The following is a 12,542-nucleotide window of genomic DNA, read 5'->3' on the forward strand; positions in this document are numbered from 1 at the left end:
CGGGCGCCGCGACCTGGGTCCGGCGCCCGCGCCTTTTCATCGCGCACCCGGGAGGCTCACCTCCCGTTGCGCGCTTGTTCGACACCGACGCGCGATTCGCCCGAACCTGTCCGGCGATGCGGACCGGAGCACCCGAATGACCTCGACGACCACCACCACCACGTCCTCCAGCGACCTGAACACCGCGCTCCAGCAGGCTGCGCAGTCCCTCATCAGCGGCTCGACGAAGTCGTCGCTCGACGTCAATTCGCTCGTCTCCGCGCTCGTCACCGCGAAGACCGCCGCGCAAACGACCGCACTCGCGAACAAGCAAACGTCCGACAACACCGAACTGTCCGCGATCGGGCAGATCAAGTCGCAGCTCGCGGCGCTGCAAACGGCGCTGAAGGGCCTCACCGACGGCACGGCGCTGTCGGCACTGACCGCGACGGCCAGCGGCTCCGGCCTCACCGCCACCACCGCGAGCGGCGCGGCGGCCGGCACGTACGCGGTGAAAGTCAACGCGGTCGCGACCGCCAACTCGATTTCTTCGCCGGCGCTCACGTCGTCCGACACGATCGGCAGCGGCACGCTGACCGTCGGCGTCGGCACCGGCTCGATGCAGCTGTCGGTCTCGTCGACCGATACGCTCGCGACGATCGCCGCGAACATCAACAAGGCCTCGAACAACCCGGGCGTGACGGCCACCGTGATCAACGCGTCCGACGGCCAGCATCTGGTGCTCTCGTCGAACAACACCGGGGCGGCGAACACGGTGTCGATCACCGCGGGCGCCGGCCTGAACAGCAAGCTCGACTCGACGCAGTCGACCTACAACACGGTGACGCCCGCCGCGGACGCCAACATCACGATCGCCGGCAGCACCGTGACGAGCGCGACGAACCAGATCTCCAACGCGCTGACCGGCGTCACGCTGAACCTGACGGCCGCCGCGGTCAACACGACACAGACGCTTACGATCGCGCAGGACACGACCGGCATCACGACGGCGATCAACAATTTCGCGAAGGCGTACTCGACCTTCGTCACGACGGCATCGAGCCTGTCGTCGTACACGACCACGTCGTCGGGCTCGACGGCCGGCCCGCTGCTCGGCGACGCGATGCTGAACTCGATCACGAACGGCCTCGCGACCGCGCTCAGCGGCGGCGTCACGTCGGGCGGCAAGACCTACAGCCTGTCGTCGATCGGCATCAACCTGAACACCGACGGCACGCTCACGGTCGACAGCACGAAGCTGCAGACCGCACTCACGACCAACGGCTCGGCCGTCTCGGCGATCTTCAACTCGACGAACGGCGTCGGGGTCGCGCTGAACAACTTCGCGAATTCGTACTCGCAGACGGGCGGCCTGATCGACCAGCGCACGGCCTCGCTGAACAAGGACCTGTCGAATCTGCAGGACCAGGCGACGCAGCTGAAGAACTACCAGGCCTCGCTCACGGCGCAGTACAACGCGCAGTTCACCGCGCTCAACACGCTGATGACGAAGATGCAGAACAACCAGCAGTACCTGACGCAGCTGTTCGGCGGTGCGAGCAGCGCCGGCACGCTCGCCACCAACAAGTGACGGACCGGCACCCGGCCGCCGCCCACGAGGACTACTCGCCATGGAACACACTTCGCTGACACGCGCGCTGGCGCTCACGCACGCGCTCGCGGACGCCGTCTCGCACGACGCATGGGAGCGCGCCGCCGCGCTCGTGGACGAACGCGCGACGCTGCTGATGTCGCTCGACGCGGACCAGACGCCGGATGCGCTCGCGATCGTCCGCGAGATCCAGCGGCTCGACGCGATCATCACCGAACAGGCGAAGGCCGGCCGCGAGCGGCTGATGACGAATCATCGGCTGGCGCTGCAGCGCATCGACGCGGCATCGCGTTATCAGTCGACCGGGATGCTCGGCTGAACCGCACCGACGCGTAACGAACGAGAACAACAACGACGCCCGCGAGGGCGCTCTCCTCGAAGAGCCGCAGCGATGCGGCTTCTTTTTTTTGGGAATGTCCGCATGCGGCGCACCTCGCCGCACCGCGCCGCGATGCCCGGCGGCGCGGCGCCGGGCCGGCCGCGGCCGTTACCGCGCCGGCGCGTCGTCCGGTGTGCCGGCGAGCCACACGTCCCACATGCCGTGGAACGCGTCCTCGAGGTGGCGGGCGAACCGCTTCGCGTCGCCGAGCGGCGAACGCTGCATCTGCTGACGCAACCCGGCACGCATCGCCGCGAGCTCGCCGCGATCGCGGGAGAACGCGACGGCCTTCGCAATGTAGTCCGCTTCGTCGCTCGCGATCCAGTCGCCGAGACCGGCCGCATGCAGCAGGCTCTCGCAGATGTGCGTGACGAACCGCTCTCCCTTCATCCCGAGCACCGGCACGCCCATCCACAGCGACTCGGCCGTCGTCGTGCCGCCCGGGTACGGGAACGGGCTCAGCATCACGTCCGCGCGGTTGTACGCAGCGAAGTATGCGTCGCGCGACGAGCCCTGCTCGAGGATCAGGCGGTCGGCGTCGATGCCGTGCGCCGCGAAGCGCGCGCGCGTCGCATCGCAGATGTCCTCGACCGCGAGTTCATACGCCTTGAGCAGCAGCTTCGCGCCCGGCACGGTGTGCAGCAGGCGCGACCAGACGCGCACCACGTCGTCGGTCACCTTGACGAGCTTGCCGAAGCAACCGAACGTGATGTGCCCGTTGCGCAGCATCGGCAGCGGGCCGACCTGCACGTCGTACGGCGGCGGCGTGAAGCACAGGTAGCTGTCCGGCAGCCGCCACGGCCGCTCGACGAAGTGCGCTTCCTCGGCGGCCGGCAGCACGTGCTCATCGCCGAGGAAATAGTCCATCTCCGCGATGCCGGTCGACGCGAAAAAGCCGAGCCAGCTCACCTGGATCGGCGCCGGCTTCCATGCAAAGGCAGGCAGCCGGTTGTGCGCCGTATGCCCGGCCAGATCGACAAGCACGTCGATCCGCTCGTCATAGATGCGTCGGGCCGTCTGCTCCGTCCCGAGATCCGTGATGCGATGCCAGCCGTCGAAATGCGGCTTCAGCCGCGCGGTGTAGTCGTCCTCGGTGTCGAACGTCGTGAACGCGACCAGTTCGAGCCGCGACCGATCGAGATGCGCGACCACGCTTTCGAGAAAGATGCCGACCGGGTGCCGCCGGAAATCGCCCGACACGAAGCCGACACGCAACCTGCGCCCGTTCAGCGGCGCCGGCCGGTGCCTCCACGGCTGCGCGTGCATCGACATGCGCGCGCCGAACACGCGCGCATCCGCCAGGTACGCATCCGGGTCGAAGCTGGTCTGGCCCGCGAGGCAGAACAGCAGCGACGTGTAGGTGCCCGGATTGTCGGGATCGCACTCCAGCGCGCGGCGATAGCACCGGATCGCCGCGTCGACGTCGCCGGTCTTGCGCAGCACGTCCGCGAGATGCGCGTGCCGGCGCGCGGTGCCGGGTTCGAGTGCGACGGCGGCATGCGCGCTTTCCAGCGCTTCATGGACGCGCCGCGCCTGGCACAGCGCGATCGACAGGTTCTGGTGAATGTCCGCCGAATCCGGATCGAATTCGAGCGCATGCCGGTACTGCACGATCGCGTCGTCGACGCGGTCCAGCCAGTAATACGCGTGGGCCAGGTTCACATAGCCTTCCGCGCGGCGCGGATCCAGCTCGATGGCCCGCTTGCCGGCCTCGACGGACTCCTCGATCCGGTTCTGGCTCTTCAGCGCCCGGCTCAGGTTGAGGTGTGCGTCGACGTCGCCGCCGGACAGCTCGACAACCCGTTCGAAATGCTCGATCGCTTCGTCGTTCCGGCCCGCTTCACGCAGCGCACTGCCGAGACAGTTGTGGACCTGCGGATCCAGCGGATCGAGTTCGACCGCCCGGCGCAGCGTCGCGATGGATTCGTCGAGGTCGCCGCGTGCGAGCAGCGCGGTGCCGAGATTGCCGTGCACGATTGCCCGGCCCGGGTTCAGCGCGACGGCCGCGCGGTAGCTGTCCACCGCCGCGTCGAACTTGCGCTGCGTCGTCAGCACGTTGCCGAGATTGTTGTACGCGTCCGCGTAGCGCGGGTCATGCTCGATCGCCTTCCCGTATGCGAGCACCGCCGCATCCGCTTGCCCCATATCCTTCAGCGCGTTGCCCAGGTTGTTGTATGCCTGCGCATAGTCCGGCCGCAGCGCGATCGCCTGCGCGCAGTGCTGCATCGACGCATCCGGCTGTCGCGCCTCGCGCAGCGCATCGCCCAGGTTGTTGTGCGCTTCCGCGTAGTCCGGCTGTCGCTGCACCGCTTCGCGGTACTGAGCGATCGCATCGTCGAGCCGGCCTCGCTCGCGCAGCGCGTTGCCCAGATTGTTGTGATAGATCGCGCTCGGATACGCGTCGATCGAGCGGCGCATCAGCGCGATTCCCTCTTCCGGCTGCCCTGCCTGACAGGTCAGCAGCCCGAGAAAATGCAGCGCGTCCGGATGCGCGGGCTCGCGCGCGAGCAGCTGCTCGTAGCCCGCCTTCGCGTCGCCCAGCCGGCCCGCCTGGTGATGCGCCAGTGCGGCGCCGAGAATGTCCGTGGTCTGTTGCATGTCGTCGTTTCGTCGTTCGCGCGCCGCCCTGCCGGGCGGCTCAATTCCGTTCGTCGCCCGCTGCGGCCCGCTCGTCGGCGCCCGCGTTCGTCCTGTCCATCCACATCCCGTGAAACGCCTCCTCGAGATGTTTCGCGAAGCGCGGCGCGTCGCACAGCGGCGACGCGAGCAGCCGCGCGCGCAATGCCTGCCGCGGCACACCGAGCCGCTGCGGATCGGCCGCGGCGGCCACGGCCTTCGCGACGTAGTCGTCTTCGTCATGGGCGATCCAGTCGCCGAGGCCGACCGTCTGCAGCACGCTCTCGCAAATGTGCGTGACGAACCGCGCTCCCTTCATCCCGAGCACCGGCACGCCCATCCACAGCGACTCGGCCGTGGTCGTGCCGCCCGGGTACGGAAACGGGCTCAGCATCATGTCGACGCGGTGATAGGCCGTCAGGTAATCGGCGCGCGGCGAGCGGCCTTCCATCACCAGCCGGCTCGCGTCGATCCCGTGGCGGGCGAACCGCTCGACCGTCCGGCGCACCGCATGCGCGCCGTCGAGCTCGCCCGCCTTCAGGAACAGCCGCGCGCCCGGCACCGCGGCAAGCACGCGCGACCACACGCGCACGACCGCATCGTTCATCTTCCCGAGCTTGCCGAAATAGCCGAACGTCGTCACACCGTTCTCGCGTTGCGGCAACAGACCGACGTCGACCGCCGGATGCGGCGGCGTGAAGCACAGATAGCTGTCGGGCAGCCGCCACGGCCGCTCGACGAAATGCGCTTCCTCGTCGGCCGGCAGCACGTGCCGGTCGCCCAGCACGTAGTCGATCGCGCGCAGCCCCGTCGACGCGAAGAAGCCGATCCACGTGACCTGCACCGGCGCGGGCTTCCATGCGAACACGCCGAGCCGGTTTAGCGCCGTGTGGCCCGACAGGTCGACGAGGACGTCGATGCCATCCGCACGAATCCGCTGCGCCGCCTGTTCGTCCGACAGGTCGAGAAACGGATGCCACGCGTCGAAATACGGTTTCAGGCGCGCGGTCGTGTCGTCTTCCGCCGCCGACGTCGGATAGGCAATCAATTCGAGCCGGTGTCGATCGAGATGCGCCAGCACGCCTTCGAGGAAAATGCCAACCGGATGCGTCACCAGGTCGCCCGACACCCAGCCGATGCGCAGTCGCCCGCCCGACGGGCGCGCGCCGGTGTCGACATGCGCGAGCGGCCGTGCATCGGCTTCGACGTGTTCGCCGAAATGCCGTGCGGCACGGCGCGTCTCTTCCTGGTCGATCGACGGATGCGTGGCGAGCGCGAAGATCAGCCGGTCGTGCAGGACCGGATTCGTCACGTCGAGCTCGACCGCGCGGCGGTAATGCGCGAGTTCGCCATCCACATCGCCGAGCATGCCGAGCACGTCGCCGAGCGTCATGTGCGCGGGCGCCGCGCGGTCGTTCAATGCGAGCGCCGCGCGCGCGTGATGCAGCGCGTCGTCGGCGCAGTTCTGCTTCAGCAGCACCATCGCGCAGCGATGATGCGCGTCGACGTCGTTCGCATCGAGTTCGGTCGCGGCCCGGTAGCACATGACGGACGCGTCGTACTTGCCCAGATCGTGATACATGTCGCCGAGCATGCGATAGGCGGGACCGTGATCGGGCGCCAGCTCGAGCGCACGCGTCATGCACTCGGCCGCACGCGCCGTCTGCCGCCGGCGGTACAGCACCTCGGCCAGGCCCGCGTGCGCGTCGGCGCGCAACGGCGACAGTTCCGCGGCGCGCTCGAAATGCTCGATCGCCGCGTCGGCCAGCCCTGCGTCGCGCAGCGCGGTACCGAGATCGACGCGCGCCTGCGCGTCGGCGGGCGCCAGTTCGACGAGACGGCGCAAGGTCGCGATCGCCTCGTCGCGGTCGCCGCGCGCAAGCAGCGCCGCGCCGAGATTGCGGTGCGCGATCGGGCTGGCCGGGGCCAACGCGACGGCCGCGCGGTAGCTGTCCACCGCCGCGTCGAACTTGCGCTGCGTCGTCAGCACGTTGCCGAGATTGTTGTACGCGTCCGCGTAGCGCGGGTCATGCTCGATCGCCTTCCCGTATGCGAGCACCGCCGCATCCGCTTGCCCCATATCCTTCAGCGCGTTGCCCAGGTTGTTGTATGCCTGCGCATAGTCCGGCCGCAGCGCGATCGCCTGCGCGCAGTGCTGCATCGACGCATCCGGCTGTCGCGCCTCGCGCAGCGCATCGCCCAGGTTGTTGTGCGCTTCCGCGTAGTCCGGCTGTCGCTGCACCGCTTCGCGGTACTGAGCGATCGCATCGTCGAGCCGGCCTCGCTCGCGCAGCGCGTTGCCCAGATTGTTGTGATAGATCGCGCTCGGATACGCGTCGATCGAGCGGCGCATCAGCGCGATCCCCTCTTCCGGCTGCCCTGCCTGACAGGTCAGCAGCCCGAGAAAATGCAGCGCGTCCGGATGCGCGGGCTCGCGCGCGAGCAGCTGCTCGTAGCCCGCCTTCGCGTCGCCCAGCCGGCCCGCCTGGTGATGCGCCAGTGCGGCGCCGAGAATGTCCGTGGTCTGTTGCATGTCGTCGTTTCGTCGTTGCGTCGTTCGCGCGCGGTCCGGTCGATGAGTCAGTCGAGCGGGCGGGCGATGTCGCCGGCCCGGTCCGCGCGACGGGCCCACATTCCGTGGAACGCGTCCTCGAGATGCCGCGCGAAGCGCGGCGCATTGCACAGCGGCGATGCGATCAACTGCATGCGCAGGCCGGTCCGCAGCAGCCGCAGTTGCGCCGGATCGGTCGCGAAGGCCGCGGCCTTCGCGACGTAGTCGTCTTCGTCGCGCGCGACCCAATCGGCCAGGCCGACCGTCTGCAGCAGGCTTTCGCAGATGTGCGTGACGAACCGGTCGCCCCGGATGCCGAGCACGGGCACGCCCATCCACAACGCATCGGCGGTGGTCGTGCCGCCCGAATACGGGAACGGGCTCAGCATCACGTCGACGCGACGGTACGACGCCAGGTATTCGCCGCGCGGCGCATTCGGCTCGAGCAGCAGCCGCGCCGGATCGATGCCGTGCTGCGCGAACCGCTCGCGCGTGCGGCGCACCGCGTACGCGCCGGCCAGCTCGCTCGCCTTGAGCAGCAGCCGCGACCGGGGCACCGCCGCGAGCACCCGCGACCACACGCGCACGACCGCGTCGCTCATCTTCCCGAGCTTGCCGAAATAGCCGAACGTCACCGCGCCGCCGGCCAGTTGCGGCAGCGGGCCCGGCACGATCGCGTCGCGCGGCGGCGTGTAGCACAGGTAGCTGTCGGGCAGGCGCCACGGCCGCTCGACGAAATGCGCTTCCTCGTCGGCCGGCAGCACGTGGCGATCGCCCAGCACGTAATCGATCGCGTCGAGCCCGGTGGTCGCGACATAGCCGATCCACGACACCTGCACCGGCGCCGGCTTCCACGCGAACAGCGCGAGCCGGTTGAAGATCGTGTGGCCCGCCGCGTCGATCAGGATGTCGATCGCATCGTCGCGAATTCGCCGGGCCGCGGCCTCGTCGCTCAGCGCGGCGAGGCTCGTCCAGCCCGCGAACAGCGGGCGCAGCCGCTGTGTCAGGTCGTCCTCGACATCGCGGGTGGGATACGCGACGAACACCACGCGCGTGCGATCGGTCGCGCGCAGCACGCTTTCGAGGAAATAGCCGACCGGATGATGCTTCAGGTCGCCCGATACGATGCCGACCCGCAGCGGTCTCGCGCCATCTGCCGTCGGCCACGAGCGGTACGGCACCGCTCGCGCGGCGGCCTGCGCGCCGTAATGCCGCGCGGCATCGAAATGAACGTGCGGCGCGGCGGCCGCGCTGTAATTCAACGCGAACAGCAGGTTGTCGTGCGGCTCGAGCAGATCTGGCCGCAACGCGATCGCGGCGCGGTAGCCTTCAAGCGCGGCCTCCAGTTCGCCCGCATCGAGCATCGCGTTCGCGAGATTGTTGTAGGCCTGCGCGTGGTCGGGCCGCAGCCGGATCGCCGTGCCCAGCGCCTCCACCGCGCCTTCGCAATCCTTCAGCGTGCGCAACGCGTTGCCGAGGTTGTTGTACGCGTCCGCATCGTCCGGCTGCAGCGCGAGCGCCTGCCGGAAGCACTCGGCCGCCGCCGCGGGCCGGTTGTGCGCGGCCATCACGGTGCCCAGGTTGTAGTAATAGCGTGCCTGCGGATCGCGCCGGATCGCGTCCGCGATCGCCGCGACGGCAGCGTCGAAGTCGCCGCGGCGAAACGCGACCAGCCCGTGCACGTGCAGCGCCTCGGCCCGCTCGGGCTCGCGCTGCCGCACCTGCCGGCACAGACGCTCTGCAGCGTCGAGCCGGCCCGCGTCGTAATGGTCCAGCGCGGACGCCAGCAGCGCCTCGACTGGCGTGTCCGCGCCGGACGGGCCGTCGGACGGTTCCCGTACGCCGCCGGACAGGTATCCGCGTTCGAGGAGGTTTTCATTCATAGGCGGGGCTTCCGCTGGGTCCGCTGGGTCTGCGATAGGCATGGATGACGAACCGGCCGCCCGGGCGACTGCCCCGGACGATGCCCGGACGGCGCTTCCGGCGTGCGACAGCCGGCGCCCCCGCCGTCAGGCCGGGGGGCGCCGGGTCGCATGAAAGGCAGGCGCGGACACGCCGGCGCGTCGGCGCCGACGGCAGGAAACTCGCGGATATTGTCGCGACGTTCGCTGTGTTTCGAAGGGACGATCAGTCGAGCAAAACACCCGTAATTCGCCGCATCGCGAGGCGGGGTGGCGTCTCGGGGGCGGTCTGGCGACTCGGCGACTCGGCGGCCGGCACGTGCGCGGACCGTGCGATACCGGCACGATGCGCGCGAGCGCGTGGCCGATCAGGTTCAGGTTTCGCGGTCTCGTTGACCGGCTTGTCGATGTTGACCGCGCCGAACGAGCCGGCGGCCGATCGTGTCGCGGGCAGCTCGCAATGACGTCAGGTGCTCGACGAACATCCGTCGCGGCTGCTGGTCGTGCTGGAATCGAGGCAAAAAAACCGAGAAGCGACTGGAGAAGGACAACAAGTCGCATGATCATGGCGACGAAAACAAAAGCGAAGATGAAACTGCGGCGGGTGGCTTGCTTTCACGTGCCGCTTTTGCGGCCACGGTGAATTTTTGTACTTGAGTCGCCCCACCCAACGACAAAAACGATGATTTTGTTACAGATCCCATCACCAAAATAATGCATCACCCGCTCAGTTCACACATGCGGCTCACTATTGGAATACACATCAGCAACAAACACGGGAAGCGCGCACCACAAACCCGACACTCCGCCACCTTAACACCGTTAAATCAAGCACATACTTAATTTTCAATTCCACCCAAAAACTTCAACCAATAATTTAATTGCAGCCCAAATTTATTTAAAACCGTCATCAATTAAAATCAAGAGTCACATCAATTATTTACAATCCCAAATCCTGCGATATGTGACAGGTAGCATTTTTCAATCCTCCGCCTAATATTCGCTTGCCGAGCCCATTAAAGCCCGGCGAATACCGCATCGACGGGGTGAATTTTCGAAGATCGATCAGGAGAGTAAAAATGGGCGTCTATATTATTGAATATGCTCAAGATCCGACTTATGTGATTGGCGTGACCGATCAGTCGCAGGACAGCGGAGTCGTACTGCGAAGCAAGAACGGGCTGCCGCCTCGCTATGCATTCTGGGATGTCAACTTCGACACGGGCATCATCTCGTTGAACGGGAGCGGCGGCGTGCTTGCGATCGGCGCGGACCGAATCGCGCCGGAAGCCCTGCTGCGGCTCAAGCCGACCCCCGCCGCGATCCAGTGGGACTTCTTCTCTCATCCCGGATACATCGTGCCGCGGGCCGACGAAAGCCTGTGTCTCGACGACAAGGGCCGTGTCGTCAGCAACGGGAATCCGCTCTGGCTATATCCGATCAACGGCTCGCCGGCCCAACAGTGGCGTCTGGTTCCGTTGAACAACCTGAAGTCGTTCGAGTAACCCGCGGATCGCGGCCGGCCCCGCTCGCGGCGCGCGGCTTTCGCGGCTCGCGCGTCGTCTGGATTGGTTGCACCGGGGAGACATCGAATGCGCCGCGCGCGACGAAAGCCCGCTGAACTCCGTTCGGCGGGCTTCTTTTTTGGTTCGTCGCGGATTAGCGGGAAACGCTGGCGCACGCTGCAATCCAGCTGCGCGACGGAACACGACGAACGGGGAAATTCGCTGGAAGCCTGATCAGGCCATTTGGCAAGCGCACGAAAGCTGTTCCCCTTCCGATGGGAGATTGTGACGTGTTGACGCTGCTTCAGGGCGTGGTGCTTGACCGTGTTGAGGCTACGGCGGTCGAAGTTCGCGCTGCTGCCGCTATTGCCCTTCCCTCTACGCGAAGGAAGGTGAAGCCGGCAAGAAGGACGAGCAGGCCAAGCGGGCGAAAAACGCGGCCAGCCGATTCTCGCCATCTGCTCCTCCGCGTCTCTTCGTCAGTAACCGCGACAAGTAGGAGGATGAGTAACAGGTGCCGACACACTTTGACGCAGCGCCGCATTGTGATTACAATCCGTGCCGCGGGGTGGAGCAGTCTGGCAGCTCGTCGGGCTCATAACCCGAAGGTCATAGGTTCAAATCCTATCCCCGCAACCAACATCGAAGCCCGCTATGCGAAAGCAAGCGGGCTTTTTGCTTTCGCGCCAGAGCGCTGTGTGTCTGAATGATGCACCTTACTCGCCGACATCTCGGATATAGAGGCTGTCGACCCACTAAACCAAGCCCCGCCCCGCGCGGGGCTTTTCACTCGTGCTACCGCTTGACGACTGTATCGTCGAGCTGATGTTCGGTGATCGGCAAATGGACCGGCATCGCACACGCGCGCAGGTTTTGCCCTCATGCAGCCCTAGCGGAGCATGGCGGAAGATCAATTCGAGGAATAAAACTGCTGAGAGCCTTACTAGGCTTGGCGCGCCCGGCTGGGATCGAACCAGCAACCCCTGCCTTCGGAGTTTTATCGGCCCGTCATAACGTGTTTGAAATCAATGCCTTGCACGACTCGCAAAAGGTAAAACCAAGGCTACACAAGGTCATTCAGGGCTGCACAAGCTCAGTCAAACTGAAATTCCACTGTAGTGACGCGCGGGGTTCGCGCCACAACTGAACCGCGCAGGAATTCAATGTTCGCCCGCTTCGTCGCATTCAGGCCGCCGCCTCGCCGGATGCGCCGGCCGCGCCTGAACTGCCGTTTCCGCCGGCTTACCTGACTCGTCGGTGGGGGTCGACAATTCACCCAGGAGCTGAAACAGACCCATCGGCTTGACTGGCGTTGAGCAACGCGCGATGAGTTCGTTATGTGCCCGCTGAAGCTGCCACATCTTCTCCAGAATATCGGCCTTTTCCCGCTCCCATGCGGCCATTTCGGCCACTTCGTAAAGTTCGCCGATGAGCATCCCGCCCAGCCAGTACAGCACGAGCTTGGGATTCTGGCGTGCGAATGTACCGCGCTCGACCGCCTTGCCTCCAAGCGTTATGACCTCTGCAGCCGCGTCACGGCCACCACATAAATCCATGATGATCCGTTCTGGGTGGGGCTGCGCCTCGATCCAACCCTCGATCGTGAAATCGACGGCATTCCGGATACCGTGCGCACACGCGTTTCGCATCTGGCCCAGGATTTTGAGGTAGGCAGTTGCATCCGAAAACTCGAGCAAACCCAGCTTCGTCGCGACCGCAATCCTCCCTGTAGGGCCAGACATTGGCATGCGGCGGAAAATAGACTCTAGTTCCGTCCCTATCTTCTTCTCGATCGCATGATTCAATGTCCCCTCTATGAGCGCGTGCAGTTGAATTACGAACGACCCAATCACGCTCTTCGTAGATCGACTTGAAGAAGCCCGCGGGCAAGCCAAGCGCATCGATGAGCGCGGCGATGCTTTTCCCGTAAGCCTCCGCGTCGTTATTCGAATCGACTTCGTTCGCCATGCAGTCCCCCATGTGGTGCGACCGTTCGTCT

7 protein-coding genes and 1 tRNA gene are annotated in these 12,542 nt (G+C 66.2%); 4 read left to right on the top strand and 4 right to left on the bottom strand.

Features of this window, described 5'->3' with window-relative positions; all coding sequences use genetic code 11:
* The first annotated feature begins 136 nt into the window (after window positions 1–136).
* The gene (gene fliD / locus HWX22_RS17370) at window positions 137–1,570 is read left to right on the top strand and encodes a flagellar filament capping protein FliD (protein ID WP_059533509.1); all 1,434 of its coding nucleotides are present in this window, start codon (window positions 137–139) and stop codon (window positions 1,568–1,570) included.
* Window positions 1,571–1,610: 40 nt separating this feature from the next.
* Window positions 1,611–1,910 (top strand): flagellar protein FliT, encoded by a 300-nt coding sequence (locus HWX22_RS17375; RefSeq protein ID WP_059533511.1) that lies wholly within the window; start codon window positions 1,611–1,613, stop codon window positions 1,908–1,910.
* A gap of 168 nt (window positions 1,911–2,078) precedes the next feature.
* On the opposite strand, the gene HWX22_RS17380 is transcribed toward HWX22_RS17375, so the two are convergent.
* The 3 genes from HWX22_RS17380 to HWX22_RS17390 are packed head-to-tail and all read right to left on the bottom strand — an operon-like array spanning window position 2,079 to window position 9,020.
* Window positions 2,079–4,568, bottom strand: coding sequence for a tetratricopeptide repeat protein (locus HWX22_RS17380; RefSeq protein WP_175916102.1), 2,490 nt, complete (start codon window positions 4,566–4,568; stop codon window positions 2,079–2,081).
* A 40-nt stretch (window positions 4,569–4,608) separates the two neighbouring features.
* Window positions 4,609–7,119, bottom strand: a complete 2,511-nt coding sequence (locus HWX22_RS17385; RefSeq protein ID WP_175916103.1) for a glycosyltransferase family 41 protein — start codon at window positions 7,117–7,119, stop codon at window positions 4,609–4,611.
* 47 nt (window positions 7,120–7,166) lie between these two features.
* Window positions 7,167–9,020: a glycosyltransferase family 41 protein gene (locus tag HWX22_RS17390; protein WP_175916104.1), complete on the bottom strand. Its 1,854-nt coding sequence runs from the start codon at window positions 9,018–9,020 to the stop codon at window positions 7,167–7,169.
* A 1,097-nt stretch (window positions 9,021–10,117) separates the two neighbouring features.
* On the opposite strand from HWX22_RS17390, the gene HWX22_RS17395 reads away from it, so the two are divergent.
* Both HWX22_RS17395 and HWX22_RS17400 read left to right on the top strand, forming a co-directional pair.
* Window positions 10,118–10,543 carry an RICIN domain-containing protein gene (locus tag HWX22_RS17395; protein WP_175907751.1) on the top strand — a complete coding sequence of 142 codons (426 nt, stop codon included), beginning with the start codon at window positions 10,118–10,120 and terminating at the stop codon, window positions 10,541–10,543.
* Between the two features lie 562 nt (window positions 10,544–11,105).
* Window positions 11,106–11,182, top strand: a tRNA-Met gene (locus tag HWX22_RS17400).
* Window positions 11,183–11,703: 521 nt separating this feature from the next.
* Here HWX22_RS17400 and HWX22_RS17405 read toward each other — a convergent pair.
* A complete protein-coding gene (locus tag HWX22_RS17405; protein ID WP_175907753.1) occupies window positions 11,704–12,348 on the bottom strand; it encodes a hypothetical protein in 645 nt (214 codons plus the stop codon).
* Window positions 12,349–12,542 lie beyond the last annotated feature (194 nt).

It is taken from the genome of Burkholderia sp. BCC1638 (assembly GCF_902833195.1).
Classification (GTDB): domain Bacteria; phylum Pseudomonadota; class Gammaproteobacteria; order Burkholderiales; family Burkholderiaceae; genus Burkholderia; species Burkholderia diffusa.